This is a genomic window from Serratia oryzae, from assembly GCF_001976145.1.
GTDB classification, from domain to species: Bacteria; Pseudomonadota; Gammaproteobacteria; order Enterobacterales; family Enterobacteriaceae; genus Chania; species Chania oryzae.
The window spans coordinates 4,151-27,434 of the sequence record NZ_MOXD01000019.1; the positions used below are offsets into that span (position 1 = coordinate 4,151).

The 23,284-nt window shown below is 53.8% G+C and carries 18 protein-coding genes, 2 tRNA genes and 1 riboswitch; of the genes, 13 read left to right on the forward strand and 7 right to left on the reverse strand.

Features of this window, described 5'->3' with window-relative positions:
- Positions 1-236: 236 nt before the first annotated feature.
- The 12 genes from BMI79_RS21685 (at position 237) to shiA (ending at position 15,725) form a co-directional block, all read left to right on the forward strand.
- Positions 237-311 (forward strand) — tRNA-Gly (locus BMI79_RS21685).
- A 6-nt stretch (positions 312-317) separates the two neighbouring features.
- A tRNA-Thr gene (locus tag BMI79_RS21690) sits at positions 318-393 on the forward strand.
- A 109-nt stretch (positions 394-502) separates the two neighbouring features.
- The gene (gene tuf, locus BMI79_RS21695; protein WP_076944232.1) at positions 503-1,687 is read left to right on the forward strand and encodes an elongation factor Tu; all 1,185 of its coding nucleotides are present in this window, start codon (positions 503-505) and stop codon (positions 1,685-1,687) included.
- A gap of 253 nt (positions 1,688-1,940) precedes the next feature.
- Positions 1,941-2,324, forward strand: a complete 384-nt coding sequence (gene secE / locus BMI79_RS21700; RefSeq protein WP_037403547.1) for a preprotein translocase subunit SecE — start codon at positions 1,941-1,943, stop codon at positions 2,322-2,324.
- A 1-nt stretch (position 2,325) separates the two neighbouring features.
- Positions 2,326-2,871 (forward strand): transcription termination/antitermination protein NusG, encoded by a 546-nt coding sequence (gene nusG, locus BMI79_RS21705; protein WP_004929914.1) that lies wholly within the window; start codon positions 2,326-2,328, stop codon positions 2,869-2,871.
- Positions 2,872-3,028: 157 nt separating this feature from the next.
- Entirely contained in the window at positions 3,029-3,457 is a 429-nt protein-coding gene (gene rplK, locus BMI79_RS21710) for a 50S ribosomal protein L11 (protein ID WP_076944233.1), read from the forward strand.
- Positions 3,458-3,460: 3 nt separating this feature from the next.
- Positions 3,461-4,165 (forward strand): 50S ribosomal protein L1, encoded by a 705-nt coding sequence (rplA, locus tag BMI79_RS21715; protein WP_076944234.1) that lies wholly within the window; start codon positions 3,461-3,463, stop codon positions 4,163-4,165.
- 326 nt (positions 4,166-4,491) lie between these two features.
- Positions 4,492-4,989 carry a 50S ribosomal protein L10 gene (gene rplJ / locus BMI79_RS21720; protein ID WP_020828745.1) on the forward strand — a complete coding sequence of 166 codons (498 nt, stop codon included), beginning with the start codon at positions 4,492-4,494 and terminating at the stop codon, positions 4,987-4,989.
- A gap of 63 nt (positions 4,990-5,052) precedes the next feature.
- The gene (gene rplL, locus BMI79_RS21725; protein ID WP_076944235.1) at positions 5,053-5,418 is read left to right on the forward strand and encodes a 50S ribosomal protein L7/L12; all 366 of its coding nucleotides are present in this window, start codon (positions 5,053-5,055) and stop codon (positions 5,416-5,418) included.
- Positions 5,419-5,745: 327 nt separating this feature from the next.
- Positions 5,746-9,774: a DNA-directed RNA polymerase subunit beta gene (gene rpoB / locus BMI79_RS21730; protein WP_076944236.1), complete on the forward strand. Its 4,029-nt coding sequence runs from the start codon at positions 5,746-5,748 to the stop codon at positions 9,772-9,774.
- Between the two features lie 237 nt (positions 9,775-10,011).
- Positions 10,012-14,238 carry a DNA-directed RNA polymerase subunit beta' gene (gene rpoC / locus BMI79_RS21735; protein ID WP_076944251.1) on the forward strand — a complete coding sequence of 1,409 codons (4,227 nt, stop codon included), beginning with the start codon at positions 10,012-10,014 and terminating at the stop codon, positions 14,236-14,238.
- A gap of 107 nt (positions 14,239-14,345) precedes the next feature.
- On the forward strand, positions 14,346-15,725 hold the full coding sequence (gene shiA, locus BMI79_RS21740) for a shikimate transporter (protein ID WP_076944237.1): 1,380 nt from the start codon (positions 14,346-14,348) through the stop codon (positions 15,723-15,725).
- 213 nt (positions 15,726-15,938) lie between these two features.
- On the opposite strand, the gene thiH is transcribed toward shiA, so the two are convergent.
- From thiH to BMI79_RS21775, 7 genes are all read right to left on the reverse strand, one after another.
- On the reverse strand, positions 15,939-17,072 hold the full coding sequence (thiH, locus tag BMI79_RS21745; RefSeq protein WP_076944238.1) for a 2-iminoacetate synthase ThiH: 1,134 nt from the start codon (positions 17,070-17,072) through the stop codon (positions 15,939-15,941).
- Entirely contained in the window at positions 17,072-17,851 is a 780-nt protein-coding gene (locus BMI79_RS21750) for a thiazole synthase (protein ID WP_076944239.1), read from the reverse strand. The genes thiH and BMI79_RS21750 overlap by 1 nt, the downstream gene beginning before the upstream one ends.
- 1 nt (position 17,852) lies before the next feature.
- Positions 17,853-18,053, reverse strand: a complete 201-nt coding sequence (thiS, locus tag BMI79_RS21755; protein WP_076944240.1) for a sulfur carrier protein ThiS — start codon at positions 18,051-18,053, stop codon at positions 17,853-17,855.
- Positions 18,050-18,799, reverse strand: a complete 750-nt coding sequence (locus BMI79_RS21760; protein ID WP_076944241.1) for a HesA/MoeB/ThiF family protein — start codon at positions 18,797-18,799, stop codon at positions 18,050-18,052. Before BMI79_RS21760 ends, thiS begins: the two co-directional genes overlap by 4 nt.
- A gap of 4 nt (positions 18,800-18,803) precedes the next feature.
- The gene (gene thiE, locus BMI79_RS21765; protein ID WP_076944242.1) at positions 18,804-19,442 is read right to left on the reverse strand and encodes a thiamine phosphate synthase; all 639 of its coding nucleotides are present in this window, start codon (positions 19,440-19,442) and stop codon (positions 18,804-18,806) included.
- A complete protein-coding gene (thiC, locus tag BMI79_RS21770) occupies positions 19,435-21,378 on the reverse strand; it encodes a phosphomethylpyrimidine synthase ThiC (RefSeq protein ID WP_076944243.1) in 1,944 nt (647 codons plus the stop codon). The genes thiE and thiC overlap by 8 nt, the downstream gene beginning before the upstream one ends.
- Positions 21,379-21,492: 114 nt before the next feature.
- Positions 21,493-21,616, reverse strand: a riboswitch (TPP riboswitch).
- Positions 21,617-21,872: 256 nt separating this feature from the next.
- Positions 21,873-22,388, reverse strand: a complete 516-nt coding sequence (locus BMI79_RS21775) for an Rsd/AlgQ family anti-sigma factor (protein WP_076944244.1) — start codon at positions 22,386-22,388, stop codon at positions 21,873-21,875.
- Positions 22,389-22,487: 99 nt separating this feature from the next.
- Between BMI79_RS21775 and nudC the strand changes: the two genes are divergently transcribed.
- Entirely contained in the window at positions 22,488-23,255 is a 768-nt protein-coding gene (nudC, locus tag BMI79_RS21780; RefSeq protein WP_076944245.1) for an NAD(+) diphosphatase, read from the forward strand.
- Positions 23,256-23,284: the final 29 nt, after the last annotated feature.

Here is a 23,284-nt window from a genome sequence, read left to right on the forward strand (position 1 = left end):
CACAGACTTCGAAGGTTCGAATCCTTCCCCCACCACCAAATTCAATCCTAGCAACGGGATTAAACTGTGGTGACTTAAAGCAATTTAAGTCGTCACGGAGAAGGCGAAAGCCTTCTGAAAAGTTCGCGCCAGATAGCAAAAGCCGTCGGCACGAAGGGTGAAGAGTTAAGCGACAAACAATCCTTTTCTCACGCCTAAAAATTCTACAGAAAAATCAGGTAGCCGAGTTCCAGGATGCGGGCATCGTATAATGGCTATTACCTCAGCCTTCCAAGCTGATGATGTGGGTTCGATTCCCACTGCCCGCTCCAAGATGTGCTGATATAGCTCAGTTGGTAGAGCGCACCCTTGGTAAGGGTGAGGTCGGCAGTTCGAATCTGCCTATCAGCACCACTTCTTAATTTCTCGCCCCCTGATTTTCTTTCTGTTCTGGATTCAACAAGCAAATGCTTGGTTGATGTGGTGATACCACCGATTTATCCGTGTCTTAGAGGGACAATCGATGTCTAAAGAAAAGTTTGAACGTACAAAACCGCACGTTAACGTCGGTACTATCGGCCACGTTGACCACGGCAAAACTACCCTGACTGCTGCAATCACTACCGTACTGGCTAAAACCTACGGCGGTAACGCACGTGCTTTCGATCAGATCGATAACGCGCCAGAAGAAAAAGCTCGTGGTATCACCATCAACACCTCTCACGTTGAATATGACACCCCGACTCGTCACTACGCGCACGTTGACTGCCCAGGGCACGCCGACTACGTGAAAAACATGATCACCGGTGCTGCTCAGATGGACGGCGCGATCCTGGTAGTTGCTGCGACCGACGGCCCAATGCCGCAGACCCGTGAGCACATCCTGCTGGGTCGTCAGGTTGGCGTTCCTTACATCATCGTGTTCATGAACAAATGTGACATGGTTGATGATGAAGAGCTGCTGGAGCTGGTAGAAATGGAAGTGCGTGAACTTCTGTCTGCTTATGACTTCCCTGGTGATGATCTGCCGGTGGTTCGTGGTTCAGCTCTGCAGGCGCTGAATGGCGTGCCAGAGTGGGAAGAGAAGATCATCGAGCTGGCTGGTTACCTGGATTCTTACATCCCAGAACCAGAGCGTGCGATTGACAAGCCATTCCTGCTGCCAATTGAAGACGTCTTCTCCATCTCCGGTCGTGGTACCGTTGTTACCGGTCGTGTAGAGCGCGGTATCATCAAGGTTGGTGAAGAAGTTGAAATCGTTGGTATCAAAGACACCGTTAAGTCTACCTGTACTGGCGTTGAAATGTTCCGCAAACTGCTGGACGAAGGCCGTGCGGGTGAGAACGTGGGTGTTCTGCTGCGTGGTATCAAGCGTGAAGATATCGAACGTGGTCAGGTTCTGGCTAAACCAGGTTCAATCAAGCCGCACACACAGTTTGATTCAGAAGTGTATATCCTGAGCAAAGAAGAAGGTGGCCGTCATACGCCATTCTTCAAAGGCTACCGTCCACAGTTCTACTTCCGTACAACTGACGTGACCGGTACCATCGAACTGCCAGAAGGCGTAGAGATGGTAATGCCAGGTGACAACGTGAACATGAAAGTCACGCTGATCCACCCAATCGCGATGGACGACGGTCTGCGTTTCGCAATCCGTGAAGGCGGCCGTACTGTAGGTGCGGGCGTTGTTGCCAAAGTTATCGCTTAATCGCTGATAATATTTGACGCGACATGCGGTAAAAGGGCATCATTTGATGCCCTTTTTATACGCTGTGAACTAGAACCTATCTCATCAGCGATTTTGCAGCCATAATCATTGGTGAGATGGGCTCTTAAACCGTATTGACTGAAATACGTCATAGCGTAAACACCGAGTGCTGCTAAGCAGCATCTGATCGGTTTGGTTTGCCTCGCGTTGCGAGGCAAAGTTATTTGTTCGAATCATTGTGACAGGTTGGTTTATGAGTGCGAATACCGAGGCTCAAGGGAGCGGACGTGGCCTTGAAGTGGCTAAGTGGCTGATCGTCGCCGTTCTGCTGGTTATGGCTATTGTCGGTAACTATTATTACCGTGATTTCAGCCTGCCACTGCGTGCGCTGGCAGTTGTACTGATCATTGTTGTTGCTGGCGCAGTGGCATTGATGACCACTAAAGGTAAAGCTACCGTCGCGTTTGCGCGCGAAGCGCGTACTGAAGTACGCAAAGTGATCTGGCCAACTCGTCAGGAAACGTTACATACCACGTTGATCGTTGCCGCGGTAACTGCCGTGATGTCACTGATTCTGTGGGGGCTGGATGGTATTCTAGTCCGTCTGGTATCGTTTATTACTGGCCTGAGGTTCTAAAATGTCTGAAGCCCCAAAAAAACGTTGGTACGTCGTTCAGGCGTTTTCCGGTTTTGAAGGTCGCGTAGCTCAATCGCTGCGTGAACATATCAAACTGCACGATATGGAAGAACTGTTCGGCGAAGTCATGGTACCTACGGAAGAAGTGGTTGAAATCCGTGGTGGTCAGCGTCGTAAGAGCGAGCGTAAATTCTTCCCTGGTTATGTATTGGTCCAGATGGTGATGAATGACGCTAGCTGGCACCTGGTGCGCAGCGTTCCTCGTGTTATGGGCTTCATCGGTGGAACTTCCGATCGTCCTGCACCGATCAGCGACAAAGAAGTGGATGCGATTATGAACCGCCTGCAGCAGGTGGGCGACAAACCACGTCCGAAAACCTTGTTTGAACCAGGTGAACTGGTGCGCGTCAACGATGGCCCGTTTGCAGACTTCAACGGTGTTGTTGAAGAAGTGGACTACGAGAAAAGCCGCCTGAAGGTTTCTGTTTCCATCTTTGGCCGTGCAACGCCAGTGGAACTGGACTTTAGTCAGGTCGAAAAAGGCTGATCAATTAATCAGCAATACAAGCAGATTTGTGGCTTGTCAGAGGCGCGGAATTGAACTACAATTTCGCGCCTTTTGTTTTTAGATGCTTCGCTCTTGGAGCGCGGCGAAACACGGGGAGCCTCTCAGGAGGCGATACTACCCATACGAGGAAATTTCAATGGCCAAGAAAGTACAAGCCTACGTCAAGCTGCAAGTTGCAGCCGGTATGGCTAACCCGAGCCCGCCAGTCGGCCCTGCTCTGGGTCAGCAAGGTGTTAACATCATGGAATTCTGTAAGGCATTCAACGCTAAGACTGACAGCGTTGAAAAAGGTCTGCCGATCCCTGTTGTTATTACTGTTTATTCTGATCGCTCCTTCACTTTCGTTACCAAAACCCCGCCAGCAGCAGTTCTGCTGAAAAAAGCGGCCGGTGTTAAGTCTGGTTCCGGTAAGCCGAATAAAGACAAAGTCGGTAAAGTGACTCGTGCTCAGGTACGTGAAATCGCAGAAACCAAAGCTGCGGACATGACTGGTTCTGACGTTGAAGCGATGACTCGCTCCATTGAAGGTACCGCTCGTTCCATGGGCCTGGTAGTGGAGGATTAAGAGATGGCTAAGCTGACCAAGCGCATGCGCGTGATCCGTGACAAAGTTGATGCTACTAAACAGTATGACATCACCGAAGCTGTTGCTCTGCTGAAAGAGCTGGCCACCGCTAAATTCGTAGAAAGCGTTGACGTTGCTGTTAATCTCGGCATCGACGCTCGTAAATCAGACCAAAACGTACGTGGTGCTACCGTTCTGCCGCACGGCACCGGTCGTTCCGTTCGCGTTGCCGTATTTGCCCAGGGCCCTAACGCTGAAGCTGCTAAAGCGGCTGGCGCAGAGCTGGTAGGTATGGAAGATCTGGCTGAGCAGATCAAGAAAGGCGAAATGAACTTCGACGTTGTTATTGCTTCCCCAGATGCAATGCGCGTTGTAGGTCAACTGGGCCAGGTTCTGGGTCCACGTGGCCTGATGCCAAACCCGAAAGTGGGTACCGTTACTCCGAACGTTGCTGAAGCAGTGAAAAATGCTAAAGCAGGCCAGGTTCGTTATCGTAACGATAAAAACGGCATCATCCATACCACTATCGGTAAGGTTGATTTCGACGCAGACAAACTGAAAGAAAACCTGGAAGCTCTGTTGGTTGCGCTGAAAAAAGCAAAACCATCTCAGGCGAAAGGCGTGTACATCAAGAAAGTTAGCCTCTCCACCACCATGGGTGCTGGCGTTGCCATCGATCAGAGCGGTTTGACTGCTGTAGCGAACTAATCACCAGGTGATTATCGCTTTGACTTGGGGTAAAGATTCACCTAGAATCTTATGCCCCAAGGTTCCGCTGTAGGCGGAGCAACAGATTTTTCGGTTGGAGCCTGGCCTATCCAGGCCTCCGTCCAAGACCGCAGGTGTGCCGAAAGGTGCTTAATTTTCCTGCGTAGACGGTGACAGAGCCTAAAGAAATTTTTTCTTTTTATAGAGAATGGTCTTTGCTGGATTCTGCTCACCGTGTTAAGCCGCTTATCACCCTGTGTTACACAAGGCGTTAAGTGAAGTGAGTTCCGGGGATTTTCCCCGGCTAATCCAGGAGCAAAAAGCTAATGGCATTAAATCTTCAAGACAAACAAGCGATTGTTGCTGAAGTCAACGAAGTGGCCAAAGGCGCGCTGTCTGCGGTTGTTGCGGATTCCCGTGGCGTTACTGTAGATAAAATGACTGAACTGCGTAAAGCAGGTCGTGAAGCTGGCGTTTACATGCGTGTTGTTCGTAACACCCTGATGCGCCGCGTAGTTGAAGGCACTCCGTTCGAATGCCTGAAAGACACGTTTGTCGGTCCAACCTTGATTGCATTCTCTAACGAACACCCGGGCGCTGCTGCTCGTCTGTTCAAAGAGTTCGCGAAAGCGAATGCAAAATTCGAGGTTAAAGCTGCGGCCTTTGAAGGTGAGCTGATCCCTGCGGCACAGATTGACCGCTTGGCAACGCTGCCTACTTACGATGAAGCAATCGCACGCCTGATGGCAACCATGAAAGAAGCCGCTGCCGGCAAACTGGTTCGCACTCTGGCTGCTCTGCGCGATCAGAAAGAAGCTGCATAAGCCGCTCTTTCTTAGCCTTTGCTAACGTATTTAAACTATTTCTGAATTTTAGGAACAATTGTTATGTCTATCACTAAAGACCAAATCCTGGAAGCAGTTGCCGCTATGTCTGTAATGGACGTTGTTGAACTGATTTCCGCTATGGAAGAAAAATTCGGCGTTTCTGCTGCTGCCGCTGTAGCTGTTGCTGCTGGTCCTGTAGAAGCTGCAGAAGAAAAAACTGAGTTCGACGTTGTACTGTCTGCTGTTGGTGGCAACAAAGTTGCTGTTATCAAAGCAGTACGTGGTGCGACCGGTCTGGGCCTGAAAGAAGCTAAAGACCTGGTAGAATCTGCTCCAGCAGTTCTGAAAGAAGGCATCAGCAAAGATGACGCTGAAGCTCTGAAAAAATCTCTGGAAGAAGCTGGTGCTTCTGTTGAAGTTAAATAAGTTTAACTTCTCAGAGTGCAGTCTGGCTTAACAGACTGATGGCTGGTGACTTTTTGGTCACCAGCCTTTTTGCGCTGTAGGGCGTCAGTAGAGTTTCACACTGTTTGACTACTGACTCACCCCAATATTTCTTTCTATCGACGACTTAATATACTGCTCTCCCTGCCGCAGCCGAATCTGCCGCAAAGGCAATGAAATGATTTAAGCGTGATAGAAACGGGTATTGCGGAAAGTGTTCTCGCTTTCCGGTCAACAAAATGGTGTTGCATGAACTGTCCTATGCCGGGCAGACAAATGGTTCGACTTTCCAGCGAGCTGAGGAACCCTATGGTTTACTCCTATACCGAGAAAAAACGTATTCGTAAGGATTTTGGTAAGCGTCCACAAGTTCTGGACATACCTTATCTCCTTTCTATCCAGCTTGACTCGTTCCAGAAGTTCATCGAGCAAGATCCTGAAGGGCAATACGGCTTAGAAGCCGCATTCCGTTCTGTTTTCCCTATCCAGAGCTACAGTGGCAATTCGGAGCTGCAATACGTTAGCTACCGTCTTGGTGAGCCGGTGTTCGACGTCAAAGAGTGCCAGATTCGTGGTGTGACGTATTCTGCACCGCTGCGCGTAAAACTGCGCCTGGTTATCTATGAGCGCGAAGCGCCAGAAGGTACGGTCAAAGACATCAAGGAACAAGAAGTCTATATGGGCGAAATTCCGCTCATGACCGAAAACGGTACCTTTGTGATTAACGGTACTGAGAGGGTTATCGTATCCCAGCTACACCGTAGTCCGGGTGTGTTCTTCGACAGCGATAAGGGTAAAACCCACTCCTCGGGTAAAGTGCTGTATAACGCGCGCATCATCCCTTACCGTGGTTCATGGTTGGATTTCGAGTTCGACCCGAAAGACAACCTATTCGTGCGTATTGACCGTCGCCGCAAACTGCCAGCGACCATCATTCTGCGCGCCCTGAGCTACACCACAGAACAGATCCTTGACCTGTTCTTTGCAAAAATTGCTTTCGAGATCCGTGATAACAAGCTGCAGATGGAGCTGGTTCCAGAGCGTCTGCGTGGTGAAACTGCGTCCTTTGATATTGAAGCCAACGGTAAGATCTACGTTGAGAAAGGCCGTCGTATCACTGCTCGTCATATCCGTCAGCTCGAAAAAGACGAAATTCAGAGTATTGAAGTACCGGTTGAGTACATCGCGGGCAAAGTGGTCGCGAAGGACTATATCGATACCAATACCGGTGAGCTGATCTGCGCAGCCAACATGGAGCTGTCGTTGGATCTGCTGGCCAAGCTGAGCCAGTCTGGCCACAAGCGTATCGAAACGCTGTTCACCAACGATCTGGATCACGGTGCGTATATCTCTGAGACTATCCGCGTCGATCCAACCACCGATCGCTTAAGCGCGCTGGTAGAAATCTACCGCATGATGCGCCCTGGTGAGCCACCAACGCGTGAAGCGGCGGAAAGCCTGTTCGAGAACCTGTTCTTCTCTGAAGACCGCTACGATCTGTCTGCGGTTGGCCGTATGAAGTTCAACCGTTCTCTGCTGCGTGACGAGATCGAAGGTTCGGGTATCCTGAGCAAAGACGACATCATCGAAGTGATGAAGAAGCTCATTGATATTCGTAACGGTAAAGGCGAAGTGGACGATATCGATCACTTGGGCAACCGTCGTATCCGTTCCGTTGGCGAAATGGCCGAGAACCAGTTCCGTGTCGGTCTGGTGCGTGTTGAGCGTGCGGTTAAAGAACGTCTGTCTCTGGGCGATCTGGACACCCTGATGCCTCAGGACATGATCAACGCCAAGCCGATTTCGGCGGCGGTGAAAGAGTTCTTCGGCTCAAGCCAACTGTCTCAGTTTATGGACCAGAACAACCCGCTGTCTGAGATTACGCACAAACGCCGTATCTCTGCACTGGGCCCAGGCGGTCTGACGCGTGAACGCGCAGGCTTTGAAGTTCGTGACGTACACCCGACTCACTACGGTCGCGTGTGCCCAATCGAAACGCCGGAAGGTCCAAACATCGGTCTGATCAACTCCTTGTCCGTGTACGCACAGACCAACGAGTATGGCTTCCTGGAAACCCCGTACCGCCGCGTGCGCGACGGCGTGGTGACCGATGAAATCAACTATCTGTCTGCTATTGAAGAAGGCAACTTCGTTATCGCCCAGGCGAACTCCAACCTGGATGAAGAAGGCCGCTTTGAAGAGGACCTGGTTACCTGTCGTAGCAAAGGCGAATCAAGCCTGTTCAGCCGCGACCAGGTTGACTATATGGACGTATCTACCCAGCAGGTTGTCTCCGTTGGTGCTTCACTGATTCCATTCCTGGAACACGATGACGCCAACCGTGCCTTGATGGGTGCGAACATGCAACGTCAGGCGGTGCCTACTCTGCGTGCTGACAAGCCGCTGGTGGGGACCGGTATGGAACGTGCCGTAGCGGTTGACTCCGGTGTTACTGCCGTAGCCAAGCGTGGCGGTGTGATCCAGTACGTGGATGCTTCCCGTATCGTTATCAAAGTTAACGAAGACGAGATGTATCCGGGCGAAGCAGGTATCGATATTTATAACCTGACCAAGTACACCCGTTCCAACCAGAACACCTGTATCAACCAGATGCCGTGTGTGAATCTGGGTGAGCCGATCGAGCGCGGCGACGTGCTGGCTGATGGCCCGTCCACCGATCTGGGCGAACTGGCGCTGGGCCAGAACATGCGCGTGGCGTTCATGCCTTGGAACGGCTACAACTTCGAAGACTCCATTTTGGTCTCCGAGCGAGTGGTACAGGAAGATCGCTTTACCACCATCCATATTCAGGAATTGGCGTGTGTGTCTCGTGACACCAAGCTGGGGCCTGAAGAGATCACTGCCGACATCCCGAACGTGGGTGAAGCTGCGCTCTCCAAACTGGATGAATCCGGTATCGTGTATATCGGTGCGGAAGTGACCGGTGGCGACATTCTGGTTGGTAAGGTAACGCCGAAAGGTGAAACCCAACTGACGCCAGAAGAAAAACTGCTGCGTGCGATCTTCGGTGAGAAAGCGTCTGACGTTAAAGATTCTTCTCTGCGCGTACCTAATGGTGTTTCCGGTACGGTTATTGACGTGCAGGTCTTCACCCGCGATGGCGTGGAAAAAGACAAGCGTGCGTTAGAAATCGAAGAGATGCAACTGAAGCAGGCGAAGAAAGACCTGACTGAAGAGCTGCAGATCCTGGAAGCTGGCCTGTTTGCACGTATCCATGCGGTGCTGGTTGCCGGTGGCATTGAAGCTGAGAAGCTGAGCAAGCTGCCACGCGATCGCTGGCTGGAACTGGGCCTGACCGACGAAGAGAAGCAAAACCAACTGGAACAGCTGGCAGAGCAGTATGACGAACTGAAATCCGACTTTGAGAAAAAGCTGGATGCCAAGCGTCGTAAGATCACCCAAGGCGACGATCTGGCACCAGGCGTGCTGAAAATCGTTAAGGTTTATCTGGCGGTTAAGCGTCAGATCCAACCGGGTGACAAGATGGCAGGCCGTCACGGTAACAAGGGTGTTATCTCCAAGATCAACCCGATCGAAGATATGCCTTACGATGAAAACGGCACGCCGGTTGATATCGTACTGAACCCGCTGGGCGTTCCATCACGTATGAACATCGGTCAGATCCTGGAAACCCACTTGGGTATGGCGGCGAAAGGCATTGGTGAGAAGATCAACCAAATGCTGAAGCAGCAGCAGGAAGTGGCCAAGCTGCGTGAGTTCATCCAGAAAGCTTACGATCTCGGCGATGGCGTTTGCCAGAAAGTCGATCTGAGCACCTTCAGCGACGACGAAGTGATGCGTCTGGCAGAGAACCTGAAAAAAGGTATGCCAATCGCAACGCCAGTCTTCGACGGTGCGAAAGAGACGGAAATCAAGCAATTGCTGGAAATGGGTGGTATCCCGACTTCGGGTCAGATTACGCTGTTTGATGGCCGTACCGGTGAGCAGTTTGAGCGTCAGGTCACCGTTGGCTACATGTACATGCTGAAACTGAACCACTTGGTCGACGATAAAATGCACGCCCGTTCTACCGGTTCTTACAGCTTGGTAACTCAGCAACCGCTGGGGGGTAAGGCGCAATTCGGTGGTCAGCGCTTCGGTGAGATGGAAGTGTGGGCGCTGGAAGCCTACGGCGCAGCTTACACCTTGCAGGAAATGCTTACCGTTAAGTCGGATGACGTCAACGGCCGTACCAAGATGTACAAAAACATCGTGGATGGCGATCACCGTATGGAACCTGGCATGCCGGAATCCTTCAACGTACTGTTGAAAGAAATCCGTTCGCTGGGGATCAACATCGAACTGGAAGACGAGTAATCGTTTCTCCGGCTCTGGCTCCCGGCCTTAGGGAGCCAGAGGGTGGTTGTTCAGGTCACACGGGCGCACAATTGTGCTCAAAAGATTTCAAGCTGTAGCAAGGCTGCAACTGAATGAATTCCCAGGAGCTTACTCAGGTAAGTGACTGGGGTGAATGAAGGCAGCCAACAACGCTACAGTTTGAAAGATGAAGAGCAGCGTGTTCCCAACAGGTTTAACTCCGACAGGAGCCAATCCGTGAAAGACTTATTGAAGTTTCTGAAAGCGCAAACTAAGACCGAAGAGTTTGATGCGATCAAGATTGCTCTGGCATCGCCAGACATGATCCGTTCGTGGTCGTTCGGCGAAGTGAAGAAGCCGGAAACCATTAACTACCGTACGTTCAAACCAGAACGTGACGGCCTTTTCTGTGCCCGTATCTTTGGGCCGGTAAAAGATTACGAGTGCCTGTGCGGTAAGTACAAGCGCTTGAAGCACCGCGGTGTAATCTGTGAGAAGTGCGGCGTTGAAGTGACCCAGACCAAAGTGCGCCGTGAGCGCATGGGCCACATCGAACTGGCTTCCCCAACTGCGCACATCTGGTTCCTGAAATCGCTGCCATCGCGCATCGGTTTGCTGCTGGATATGCCGCTGCGTGACATCGAACGTGTACTGTACTTCGAATCCTACGTGGTAGTTGAAGGCGGTATGACCAACCTCGAGCGTCGTCAGATCCTGACTGAAGAGCAGTATCTGGATGCGTTGGAAGAGTTTGGTGACGAATTCGACGCCAAGATGGGTGCAGAAGCTATTCAGGCCTTGTTGAAAAACATGGATCTGGAAGCCGAGTGCGAGCAGCTGCGTGAAGAACTGAATGAAACCAACTCTGAAACCAAGCGTAAGAAGCTGACCAAGCGTATCAAGCTGCTGGAAGCGTTCGTTCAGTCGGGCAACAAGCCTGAGTGGATGATCCTGACCGTGCTGCCGGTACTGCCGCCGGATCTGCGCCCATTGGTTCCACTGGATGGTGGCCGTTTCGCGACTTCCGATCTGAACGATCTGTATCGCCGCGTGATCAACCGTAACAACCGTCTGAAACGCCTGCTGGATCTGGCTGCGCCTGACATCATCGTGCGCAACGAAAAGCGTATGCTGCAAGAAGCGGTAGATGCTCTGCTGGATAACGGCCGTCGTGGCCGTGCGATCACCGGTTCCAACAAACGTCCTCTGAAATCTTTGGCCGATATGATCAAAGGTAAGCAGGGCCGTTTCCGTCAAAACCTGTTGGGTAAGCGCGTTGACTACTCTGGTCGTTCTGTTATCACCGTAGGTCCATACCTGCGTCTGCATCAGTGCGGTCTGCCGAAGAAAATGGCACTGGAGCTGTTCAAACCGTTCATCTACGGCAAGCTGGAGCTGCGTGGCCTGGCCACAACCATCAAAGCTGCCAAGAAAATGGTTGAGCGCGAAGAAGCTGTCGTTTGGGATATCCTCGACGAAGTGATCCGCGAACACCCGGTCCTGCTGAACCGTGCACCCACCCTGCACCGTTTGGGTATCCAGGCGTTTGAACCGGTTCTGATCGAAGGTAAAGCGATCCAGCTGCACCCATTGGTTTGTGCGGCATACAACGCCGACTTCGATGGTGACCAGATGGCCGTGCACGTACCGCTGACGCTGGAAGCCCAGTTGGAAGCGCGTGCGTTGATGATGTCTACCAACAACATCCTGTCACCAGCGAACGGCGAGCCAATCATCGTTCCTTCTCAGGACGTTGTTTTGGGTCTGTACTACATGACTCGTGACTGTGTTAACGCCAAAGGCGAAGGCATGGTTCTGACGGGCCCGAAAGAAGCTGAACGCGTTTATCGCGCCGGTCTTGCCTCTCTGCATGCGCGCGTCAAAGTGCGTATTGTCGAAGAGATCAAAAATACCGAAGGCGAGTCTGTTCATCAGACCACTATCGTTGATACCACCATTGGCCGCGCCATCCTGTGGATGATCGTACCAAAAGGTCTGCCGTACTCGATCGTTAACCAGCCTCTGGGCAAAAAAGCGATCTCCAAGATGCTGAACACCTGTTACCGCATCCTGGGCCTGAAGCCGACCGTTATCTTCGCTGACCAGATCATGTACACCGGTTTTGCGTACGCGGCCCGTTCAGGTGCTTCTGTCGGTATCGATGACATGGTGATCCCAGCCAAGAAAGCAGAGATTATCGAAGAAGCGGAAACCGAAGTGGCCGAGATCCAGGAGCAGTTCCAGTCTGGTCTGGTTACCGCGGGCGAACGCTACAACAAAGTGATCGATATCTGGGCTGCGGCGAACGAACGTGTTGCTAAAGCGATGATGGAAAACCTGTCGGTTGAAGACGTGGTTAACCGTGACGGCGTGGTGGAACAACAGGTTTCCTTCAACAGCATCTTTATGATGGCCGACTCCGGTGCTCGTGGTTCTGCTGCTCAGATTCGTCAGTTGGCCGGTATGCGTGGCCTGATGGCGAAGCCAGACGGCTCAATCATCGAAACGCCAATCACCGCGAACTTCCGTGAAGGCTTGAACGTACTTCAGTACTTCATCTCTACGCACGGTGCACGTAAAGGTTTGGCGGATACCGCATTGAAAACAGCAAACTCCGGTTATCTGACCCGTCGTCTGGTTGACGTGGCGCAGGATCTGGTAGTAACTGAAGACGACTGTGGTACTCACAACGGCATCATGATGACTCCGGTTATCGAAGGTGGTGACGTTAAAGAGCCACTGCGTGAGCGCGTTCTGGGTCGTGTGACGGCGGAAGATATCATCAAGCCGGGTACGGCAGATATTCTGGTGCCACGTAACACCCTGCTGAACGAGAAGACCTGTGATCTGTTGGAAGAGAACTCTGTCGACAGCGTCAAGGTGCGTTCCGTAGTAAGCTGTGAAACCGACTTTGGTGTGTGTGCAAACTGCTATGGTCGCGACCTGGCACGTGGTCACATCATCAACAAAGGCGAAGCCATCGGCGTTATCGCGGCACAGTCCATCGGTGAACCGGGTACACAGCTGACGATGCGTACGTTCCACATCGGTGGTGCGGCATCTCGTGCGGCGGCTGAATCCAGCATCCAGGTGAAGAACAAAGGTAACCTGAAGCTGAGCAACGCTAAGTTCGTTATGAACGCAACGGGCAAGCTGGTTATTACTTCACGTAATACCGAGCTGAAGCTGATCGACGAATTTGGTCGTACCAAAGAAAGCTACAAGGTGCCTTACGGTGCCGTGATGGGCAAAGGTGACGGTGCAGAAGTTAACGGCGGCGAGACCGTGGCTAACTGGGATCCGCACACCATGCCTGTTATCAGTGAAGTGAGTGGTTTTATCCGCTTCGCTGATATGGTTGACGGCCAGACCATTACTCGCCAGACCGACGAACTGACCGGTTTGTCTTCTCTGGTGGTACTGGATAGCGCAGAGCGTACCGGTAGTGGTAAAGACCTGCGTCCGGCACTGAAAATCGTTGATGCCAAAGGCGACGATGTCTTGATCCCAGGTACTGATATGCCTGCTCAATACTTCCTGCCAGGTAAAGCGATTGTGCAGTTGGAAGACGGCATTCAGATCGGTGCGGGTGATACTTTGGCGCGTATTCCTCAGGAATCCGGCGGTACCAAGGATATTACCGGTGGTCTGCCACGCGTTGCGGATCTGTTCGAAGCACGTCGTCCGAAAGAGCCTGCCATCCTGGCTGAAATCAGCGGGATTATCTCGTTCGGTAAAGAGACCAAAGGCAAACGTCGCCTGGTGATCTCACCACTGGACGGCAGCGACGCTTACGAAGAAATGATTCCGAAATGGCGTCAGCTCAACGTGTTTGAAGGTGAAGTGGTGGAACGTGGTGACGTTGTTTCCGACGGCCCAGAATCTCCACACGACATTCTGCGTCTGCGTGGTGTACATGCGGTAACCCGCTACATCACCAACGAAGTGCAGGAAGTTTACCGTCTGCAAGGCGTTAAGATTAACGATAAGCACATCGAAGTTATCGTTCGTCAGATGCTGCGTAAAGGCACCATCGTCAGCGCGGGTGGCACCGAGTTCCTGGAAGGCGAACAGGCTGAAGTATCACGCGTCAAGATTGCTAACCGTAAGCTTGCTGCTGAAGGCAAGATCGAAGCCACCTTCTCGCGCGATCTGCTGGGTATCACCAAGGCTTCCTTGGCGACCGAGTCCTTCATCTCTGCTGCATCGTTCCAGGAAACGACGCGTGTTCTCACCGAAGCGGCGGTTGCCGGTAAGCGTGATGAACTGCGTGGTCTGAAAGAGAACGTCATCGTGGGCCGTCTGATCCCAGCCGGTACCGGTTACGCTTATCACCAGGACCGTATGCGCCGTAAAGCACAGGGCGAAGCACCGGTTGTTCCGCAGGTGAGCGCGGCAGAAGCGACGGCTAACCTGGCCGAATTGCTGAATGCAGGTAATCTGGGCGGCAACGACGACGAGTAAGCCATCTAAAGCCGATCTTTGATTGGTTGGATGTTCTAAAGCCCTGGCTATCACAGCCAGGGCTTTTTGTTGTAAAGTGCCTGTAAAGTTAAAACAACGGAATAGGCATGGATACCTCAACCCCCTCAGTGCTCGCACAGGATAACAACCGGTTATCAATCAGTAATGACACCGCTGTAAACAGCGAAACTACACTGCCAACCCAGCACTCCCCCAGCCGAGCACGCCGTGCCGCGTTAGGGAGCTTTGTTGGCGCAGTGGTCGACTGGTACGATTTTCTACTGTACGGAATAGTTGCCGCTCTGGTGTTTAATACAGAGTTTTTCCCTCAGGTCAGCCCAACGATGGGAACGCTGGCCGCGTTTGGGACCTTTGGCGTCGGTTTCCTGTTCCGCCCGCTGGGTGGGATCGTGTTTGGGCACTTCGGTGACAAATTGGGCCGCAAACGCATGCTGATGATCACCGTTTGGATGATGGGGATCGCCACCGCCTTGATTGGCTTGTTACCCTCTTTTGCGACGGCTGGCTGGTGGGCTCCGGTTATGCTGGTGCTGCTGCGTGCAGTTCAAGGGTTTGCCGTGGGCGGTGAATGGGGCGGAGCCGCCCTGCTGGCGGTTGAGAGTGCGCCAAAAAAGAGAAAAGCCTTTTACAGCAGTGGGGTACAGATTGGCTTCGGTGTCGGGTTGCTGCTGGCGACCGGCTCGGTTTCTATTGTGAACCAATTTACCACCAATGATGAGTTCATAAGCTGGGGCTGGCGTTTGCCGTTCTTATTCAGCCTGGTGCTGGTTGCGATCGCCTGGTGGGTGCGTAACGGTATGGATGAATCGCTGGAGTTTGAAGCGAATAAAACGCTGCAGGACAGAGCCAACAAAATACGCAAATTCCCGATCTTTGAGGCGTTGCGCCAAAACCCCAAGGCATTTTTATTGATTATTGCCCTGAGGTTGGGTGAGTTGTTGACGATGTATATCGTGACGGCCTTTGCTCTGAATTACTCCACCACTCACCTTGGTCTGGCGCGCGACATGTTTCTTAACATCGGCTTATTGGTGGGAGCGGTGAGCTGTGTTTCTATTCCTTGTTTTGCCTATTTGGCCGATCGCTTTGGCCGACGTCGGATCTACGTGACTGGCGCGTTAATCGGTTTCGCTAGCGCAGTGCCGTTTTTTATGGCGCTAGAGAGCCGTAATACCCTGATGATTATACTTTTCGCCATCATGCTCGGGAACGTGGCGCACGACATGCTCGTCAGCGTGCAGCAGCCGATGTTTACCGAATTATTTGGTACAGCCTACCGTTACAGCGGGGCTGGGGTTGGCTATCAAGTTGCCAGCGTTGTCGGCGGTGGCTTCACGCCTTTTATCGCCGTCTTGCTGGTGGAATTTATGGGGGGCTCCTGGCATCTGGTGGCTGCCTATCTGGCCATCGGCTGCCTGCTGTCGGCGATCGTCGGCGCGAGTATGAAACCTCAGGCTGTGGATTGATCAAACAAGAATCCGGAGACGCGCGGGGGATATCCGCGCGCTCCGGGGTTTGGTAAGGCAAGGTTATCAAGAGGGGGAAGATAACCTTGGTTGGCTTCGGGTTTGATAACCAACGCTGCCACTATAACGGGGCCAATTTTCAGCACCAGCTCGGCTTGTGAGCTTTGCGTTTTGCTTCCAGCACTATTGGAGCACCTTTGTAACCGTTGCAGGTTATTGCGTAGTGCGCCCCAGATAATCATCCCAATCTTTCCACACCGGCTGTAAGCCTGCGGCACTGATGGCAAGTGCGACCTGCTGCGGTGTCCGGCCATCATGCGGTTCAAACTGCTCCAGCTCCGTGGGGGCGTCTTCTACGTAACCCCCTGGCTGGGTTTTTGAACCTGCGCTGACGTTGTTGATGGCTACCGGGATCATATGATCGCGGAAGAAAGGGGATTCACGGGTCGATAATGAAAGCTCAACGTCGGGAGCGAACAGGCGGAAGGCACAGATGAGTTGCACCAGTTGCGATTCACTCATCACCGAAGCGGGTTCGATCCCACCGGCACAGGGCCGCAAACGGGGGAACGATATCGAGTAACGGCTTTGCCAGTAAGTTTGCTGTAGATAGAACAGATGCTCCGCCAGCAGGTAACAGTCGGCGCGCCAACTGCTGGAAAGCCCGATCAGCGCGCCGAGGCCGATCTTGTCGATCCCGGCGCGCCCTAAGCGATCCGGCGTTGCCAGCCGCCAGTGAAAATCCTGTTTCTGCCCGCGCAGATGGTGTTGCTGGTAAGTGGCTGCATGGTAGGTTTCCTGATAGACCATCACACCATCCAGCCCCAGAGCTTTCAACTCGGCGTACTCTTCTTCTGCCAGCGGCTGAACCTCCATCATCAACGAGCTGAAATGGCGGCGGATTTGCGGCAGATGCTGGCGGAAATACGCCATACCCACTTTGTTCTGGTGCTCACCGGTAACCAGCAGCAGGTGCTCAAAACCCAGTGCTTTGATCGCCGCACATTCCTGTTCGATCTCATCACTGTTGAGCGTTTTGCGCTTGATGCGGTTGCTCATGGAGAAACCGCAGTAGGTACAGTCGTTGGCGCACAGGTTGGAGAGATACAAAGGAACGTAAAAGCTGACCACGTTGCCGAAACGCTGGCGCGTCAGTTGCCGGGCGCGTTGTGCCAGCGGTTCCAGATAAGATGCTGCCGCGGGGGAAATCAGCGCCATAAAGTCATCGCGCGTCAGCTTTGCTGCGCTGAGTGCCCGTTCGACATCGCGTGTGGTTTTGCTGTTGATGCGCAGTTGGATGTCATCCCAATCCAGTTGTTGCCAGCGGCTACTGAAATTATCACTCATCAGCGAACCTCCTCTGAGTGACTGAGAAACGCGGTCAGCGGGCTGGAGGCAACGGCGGCCCGTTGGCGATGGCCCAATCCGGCACTGCGGGCTAACTCACCCGCTTCCAGCGCCAGGCGGAACGCCTGCGCCATTTGCACCGGATCCTGCGCGACGGCGATGGCGGTATTGACCAGCACCGCGTCGGCACCCAATTCCATGGCTTCCAGCGCATGGCTTGGCGCACCGATACCGGCATCGATCACCACTGGCACCTTGGCTTGTTCGATGATAATTTCGAGAAAATCACGGGTGAGCAGGCCACGGTTAGAGCCAATCGGTGCGCCGAGCGGCATTACCGCCGCGCAACCAGATTCTTCCAACCGCTTACACAGCAGCGGATCGGCACCGCAGTAGGGCAGCACGACGAAGCCCTCTTTGACCAGAATCTCTGCGGCTTTCAAGGTTTCGACCGGATCTGGCAGCAGGTATTTTACATCCGGGTGGATTTCCAGTTTTACCCAGTGAGTGCCGAGGGCTTCCCGTGCCAAGCGGGCAGCAAACACCGCTTCGGCGGCGGTTTTAGCGCCGGAGGTATTTGGCAATAGCTTCACACCTAACTGTTGCAGCGGAGCCAGAATGGCATCGTTACCGCCGCGCAGATCGACGCGTTTCATTGCCATGGTGATCAACTGGGAACCGGAGGCGTGCAAGGCGGCCAGCATCAAGGCCGGGGTGGCGAATTTGCCCGTGCCGGTAAACAAGCGTGAAGTAAAAGTGGTATCGGCGATTTGCAGCATGTCAGCCTCCGGCAATCGCTTGAAACAGCAGGATATCATCACCGTCCTGCACCTGGCGGGTTGCCCAGTCGGCGCGAGGAATGATGGTCTGGTTAATCGCCAGCGCAGTGCCCGGCTGGTGGCGATCCAGTTGTTCGAGTAAGGCGGTGACGCTCAATGCTTGCGCCAACTCCAACGGCTGGTCATTCAGCGTAATTTTCATGCGGCACCTCGGCAAACCGGGCAATTGCTGGCTTTGCTGAGTTGCAGGGTGCTCCAGCTCTGCTGTTTGCCGTCGAACAAACGCAGTTTGCCGCTGAGGGGGGAAGCCATCCCTGCCAGCATTTTGAGGGCTTCCAGCGCCTGAAGCGTGCCGATCGTCCCCACTACCGGGCCGAGCACGCCCGCCGTTCGGCAGTTACGCAGTGGCTCAGCTTGCTCAGGGTAAAGGCAGGCATAGCACCCTTGAGCGTATGGCGGTTCGATCACCAGCAACTGACCGCTGAAACCGACCGCGCTACCGCTGATCAAGGGCTTACTTGCCGCGACACAGGCACTGTTTACCGCGTGGCGGGTCGCCATATTGTCGCTGCAGTCCAGCACCAGATCGGCACGCGCCACGGCTTCGCTCAATATCGAACCCTGTAAGCGCTGTTCCAGCGCAATGCAGGCTACCAATGGGTTCAGCGCCTGCAATTGACGCTGTGCCAGTCGCGCTTTGCCTTGAGGGAGTTCATTACTGCGATAAAGGATTTGCCGCTGCAGGTTGGAGATATGCAGTTGGTCATCATCCGCCAGCAGCAGGCTGCCGACGCCAGCGGCAGCCAAATACAGTGCCGCCGGGGAACCTAATCCCCCCAGGCCGACGATCAATACCGTAGATTGCTTCAGCCTTTCCTGGCCTTCCGGGCCGAACTCTTCCAGCAGCAGCTGGCGGCTGTAACGCAAAAATTCCTGATCGTTGAGCATGGCATTACTCCTTGCCTTCAATCAGCTTCAGCAGTTGTGCCGTAGCCAGACGCCAATCCGCGGCCTGGGTGATGGCGCTGACCAGTGCCACACTGCCCACGCCGCACTCCAGCACGGCGGGCACGCGATCGAGGCTGATCCCGCCGATCGCCACCGTCGGATAGTCTTGTAAACCAGCGACATGGCGCCTCAGCTCCGCCAACCCTTGGGGGGCGGAAGGCATTTCCTTGGTTTGAGTGGGGAAGATATGCCCCAGCGCAATGTAGGAAGGTTTTACCGCAATGGCGCGGGCGATCTCGGCATCGTCATGGGTCGATACCCCCAGGCGCAGTCCGGCCCGGTGAATGGCGGCCAGATCGGCAGTATCCAGATCCTCCTGCCCGAGATGCACGCCATAGGCGGCGTGTGTGATCGCCAGCCGCCAGTAATCGTTGATAAACAGCCGCGCACGGTAGCGTTTGCCAAGCGCAATAGCGGCGGCAACGTCGGCTTCGACCTGTTCGTCCGGCAGATCTTTGATGCGTAATTGGATGGTGGTCACGCCTGCATCCAGCAGGCGTGCAATCCATTCAACGCTGTCCACCACCGGGTAAAGCCCCAGTTTGTGTGGCGTGGCAGGGAAGGGCGTAGTGATTTCAGTCATTGTTCACCTCTTCCTGCAGGTTGGCTGCGCTGTGATACAGTTCGCTGCCGCGCGAGCGGAATTCGGCAGACATTTTCTCCATGCCGGAAAGCTGGACTTCGACCGGTTTGGCGGCTTCTTGCGCAGCGGCGTAATCGCGCACTTCCTGCGAGATTTTCATCGAGCAGAATTTCGGCCCGCACATGGAGCAGAAATGGGCGATTTTGCCGGACTCCTGCGGCAGCGTTTCGTCGTGATAAGCACGGGCAGTGTCTGGATCCAGCGCCAGGTTGAACTGATCCTCCCAGCGGAATTCAAAGCGTGCCTTGGACATGGCGTTATCACGGATCTGCGCCCCTGGATGGCCCTTCGCCAGATCGGCGGCGTGGGCGGCAATCTTATAAGTGATTAACCCCTGCTTCACGTCTTCCTTATTCGGCAGGCCAAGGTGCTCTTTCGGCGTGACGTAGCACAGCATCGCGCAGCCGAACCAGCCGATCATGGCGGCACCAATCCCCGAGGTGAAGTGGTCGTAGCCTGGCGCAATATCGGTGGTCAATGGGCCAAGGGTATAGAACGGTGCTTCGTGGCAATGTTCCAGTTCTTCGGTCATATTGCGGCGGATCATTTGCATCGGCACGTGGCCTGGGCCTTCGATCATCACCTGTACGTCATATTCCCAGGCGATTTTGGTCAGTTCGCCCAGCGTGTGCAGTTCGGCAAACTGGGCTTCGTCGTTGGCATCCTGAATTGAGCCAGGGCGCAGGCCGTCACCGAGCGACAAGGCAACGTCGTAGGCGGCGCAGATTTTGCAGATCTCGCGGAAGTGCTGATAGAGGAAGTTTTCCTGATGGTGCGACAGGCACCATTTCGCCATGATCGAACCCCCGCGTGACACGATGCCGGTCAGGCGTTTGGCGGTCATCGGTACATAGCGCAGCAGCACGCCGGCGTGAATGGTGAAGTAGTCCACGCCCTGTTCCGCCTGTTCCAGCAGAGTATCGCGGAACATTTCCCAGGTCAGGTTTTCCGCCACACCGTTCACTTTTTCCAGCGCCTGATAGATCGGCACGGTGCCAATCGGCACCGGGCTGTTACGCAGGATCCATTCACGGGTTTCGTGGATATAGCGCCCAGTGGAGAGATCCATCACGGTATCCGCGCCCCAGCGGGTAGACCACACCAGCTTTTCTACTTCTTCTTCGATCGACGACGTGACCGCCGAGTTACCGATATTGGCATTCACTTTCACCAGGAAGTTGCGGCCAATGATCATCGGCTCGGATTCCGGGTGGTTGATGTTGGCGGGGATGATGGCACGGCCAGCGGCCACTTCCTGGCGCACAAATTCCGGCGTGATGTTTTCTGGCAGATTGGCCCCCCAGTTCTGGCCGGGATGCTGTTGGCGTAACACGCCACCACGAATGCGTTCACGCCCCATGTTCTCGCGGATGGCGATGAACTCCATCTCTGGCGTGATAATACCCGCGCGGGCGTAATGCAATTGGGTAACGCATTTGCCGGGCAGGGCCTTGCGTGGCAACGGCAGGTGTTCGAAGCGCAGATGATCCAGCCCTTCGTCCGCCAGGCGCTGTTGGGTAAAGCCGGAACTGACGGCGTTCAAGGTTTCGCTATCCGCACGCTCCTCAATCCAGCCTGCCCGCAGCTTTTCCAAGCCACGGTGCACATCAAGCACAGCATGGGGATCGCCATAGGGGCCAGCGGTGTCATACACCGGAATCGCCTCATTCGCTTCATACTGTGGGTTGTCTTTGCTGCCGCCGGTAAGCGTCGGGCTAAGCTGGATTTCACGCATGGGAACACGGATATCGCTGCGTGAGCCTTGCAGATAAATACGCTGTGAGTTGGGGAAAGTCACGCCCTGTAAGGCATTGATAAACTGCTGCGCTTCGTCACGCTGCTGTTTGCGGGCACGGGGTTTTTTCATCGTAGACATAGCAAATTCCTATCAGTGGGTGATGTGTGGAAAATTGCTTGTCTGGAGCTCGGAGGGAGTAATGATGCTGGCCAAAAAAGCAGCGAGATCCTGGAGCGGAAAAGCTGTGTTCGGCGATAGATTACTCTTGTTCCCTTCGCGGGTATTAACCCGATCAGGTTCCGCGGATCCCGAATTAACGGTCTCAGCCTGGCTGATTTGCTAAACAGATCAACGCTAGGCACTCCGACAAGAAGCCACCAGTATATACCCTTTATAATTCAAGTGACAGGTGCGTTGGCTTTCCTCGCTCACCCCAGTCACTTACTCATGTAAGCTCCTGAGGATTCACTGCGTTGCCGCCTTCCCGTCACTCGAATTATTTTGGGTAGTAGGAGGGTGAATAAAAACTACAAGCCTGCCTTTGATCTTTCATGCTGCGGCGTTGTTGGCGGTGCGAGGTGATCCGGCCCGTCCGTGGGCCTGTACTATGACGTTGAAATGGGTTGGCAGGATTAGGCTGGGTTTTCCAGCGTGCCGGAATTGGCAGCCCCAGGTTGCGCTTGTTGCCAGGTTTCTGCAGCCAGTTGAATCAGTTGATCCTCCAGGGCAAAGCGTGAGGCTAACGCCTCGCCGATATCTGACAGCGCCTGATGAAACTCTAGGCAGACGTCCTGATCGATCTCCACTTCGGTATAACGATCGTGGAATGCCATGATGGTTTCGGTATTGGCCTGTAACTTTGGGTAGAACTTGGTGGTTAGCGCCATTTTCGGGCTGGCTGAGCCTTCCACCTGCTTGATAATTTTGCCGTAGATGTGAAAATGCCCGTCAGAGAGATAATCCACCAGATTCTGGCAAAAATTCTCCAGCGCTTTTTCGTTCAGCGGCGTACGCTTTTCTTTGTTCGGTTTGATGCCTACCAAAGTGCAGTAAGCGACCAGTAATTGCTTGCGTGCTTGTAGCCATTGATCAACTAATTCATTACTGCCACCAACGCGTTGAGTCAGGCTTTCCAACTGGTTGAGCATGTTTGACTCCGTGAGTAAGAGAAAGAAACAGTAAGTTATTAAAATGTAACAAAGAACAACTCCTAGATTGCCAGTGAAGCGGAGGTTGTGCAACAACATATGGAACTTGCATTAACGGGTAACGAAAATGGCTGGTGGATCGTCAGCCATGAAAGCAGAATTTGGCTGCCAAACGGTGAGCTGCCGCTGGGTTTGGCCGCGTCATTTGCACTCCAGGGGCGGCAGGCCCGTCAGATTGGCGAATGGGATGGGGTACCGGTATGGCTGATATGCCAGCCGATGCCGAAAGAGATGGGCTCGGTGCGGCAGTTGCTCGATCTTGATCGCGGCCTGTTCCAACTTGCCGGGCGCGGCGTGCAACTGGCTGACTTTTATCGTTCACATAAGTTTTGTGGCTATTGCGGTCATGAAATGGTGCTTAGCCGCACCGAAAGCGCCTGCTTGTGCAATTACTGTCGTGAGCGGTATTACCCGCAGATTGCACCGTGCGTGATCGTCGCGATCCGTCGCGATGATGAGATCCTGTTGGCGCAACACGTGCGCCACCGCGGTGGGATCCATACCGTGCTGGCCGGGTTTGTCGAAGTGGGTGAAACGCTGGAACAGGCGGTAGCGCGTGAGGTGATGGAAGAAAGCAATATTTCGATCACCAACCTGCGTTATGTGACCTCTCAACCCTGGCCATTCCCCCATTCGCTGATGATGGCCTTTATGGCGGACTATCAGGGCGGCGAACTGCGCCACGATCCGAAAGAGTTGCTCAACGCCGGCTGGTATCGCCACGATCGGCTGCCATTGTTACCACCTCCGGGTACCGTGGCGCGCCGGCTGATCGAGGATACCGTGGCGCTGTGTCGGGCAGAATAGAATCATGTACAATGGCGCCAGATGATGAC

Coding starts and splice junctions, on each gene's coding strand:
- tuf (WP_076944232.1), top strand. CDS start 503: ATGTCTAAAGAAAAGTTTGAACGTACAAAACCGCACGTTAACGTCGGT.
- secE (WP_037403547.1), top strand. CDS start 1,941: ATGAGTGCGAATACCGAGGCTCAAGGGAGCGGACGTGGCCTTGAAGTG.
- nusG (WP_004929914.1), top strand. CDS start 2,326: ATGTCTGAAGCCCCAAAAAAACGTTGGTACGTCGTTCAGGCGTTTTCC.
- rplK (WP_076944233.1), top strand. CDS start 3,029: ATGGCCAAGAAAGTACAAGCCTACGTCAAGCTGCAAGTTGCAGCCGGT.
- rplA (WP_076944234.1), top strand. CDS start 3,461: ATGGCTAAGCTGACCAAGCGCATGCGCGTGATCCGTGACAAAGTTGAT.
- rplJ (WP_020828745.1), top strand. CDS start 4,492: ATGGCATTAAATCTTCAAGACAAACAAGCGATTGTTGCTGAAGTCAAC.
- rplL (WP_076944235.1), top strand. CDS start 5,053: ATGTCTATCACTAAAGACCAAATCCTGGAAGCAGTTGCCGCTATGTCT.
- rpoB (WP_076944236.1), top strand. CDS start 5,746: ATGGTTTACTCCTATACCGAGAAAAAACGTATTCGTAAGGATTTTGGT.
- shiA (WP_076944237.1), top strand. CDS start 14,346: ATGGATACCTCAACCCCCTCAGTGCTCGCACAGGATAACAACCGGTTA.
- thiH (WP_076944238.1), bottom strand. CDS start 17,072: ATGAGTGATAATTTCAGTAGCCGCTGGCAACAACTGGATTGGGATGAC.
- BMI79_RS21750 (WP_076944239.1), bottom strand. CDS start 17,851: ATGCTGCAAATCGCCGATACCACTTTTACTTCACGCTTGTTTACCGGC.
- thiS (WP_076944240.1), bottom strand. CDS start 18,053: ATGAAAATTACGCTGAATGACCAGCCGTTGGAGTTGGCGCAAGCATTG.
- BMI79_RS21760 (WP_076944241.1), bottom strand. CDS start 18,799: ATGCTCAACGATCAGGAATTTTTGCGTTACAGCCGCCAGCTGCTGCTG.
- thiE (WP_076944242.1), bottom strand. CDS start 19,442: ATGACTGAAATCACTACGCCCTTCCCTGCCACGCCACACAAACTGGGG.
- thiC (WP_076944243.1), bottom strand. CDS start 21,378: ATGTCTACGATGAAAAAACCCCGTGCCCGCAAACAGCAGCGTGACGAA.
- BMI79_RS21775 (WP_076944244.1), bottom strand. CDS start 22,388: ATGCTCAACCAGTTGGAAAGCCTGACTCAACGCGTTGGTGGCAGTAAT.
- nudC (WP_076944245.1), top strand. CDS start 22,488: ATGGAACTTGCATTAACGGGTAACGAAAATGGCTGGTGGATCGTCAGC.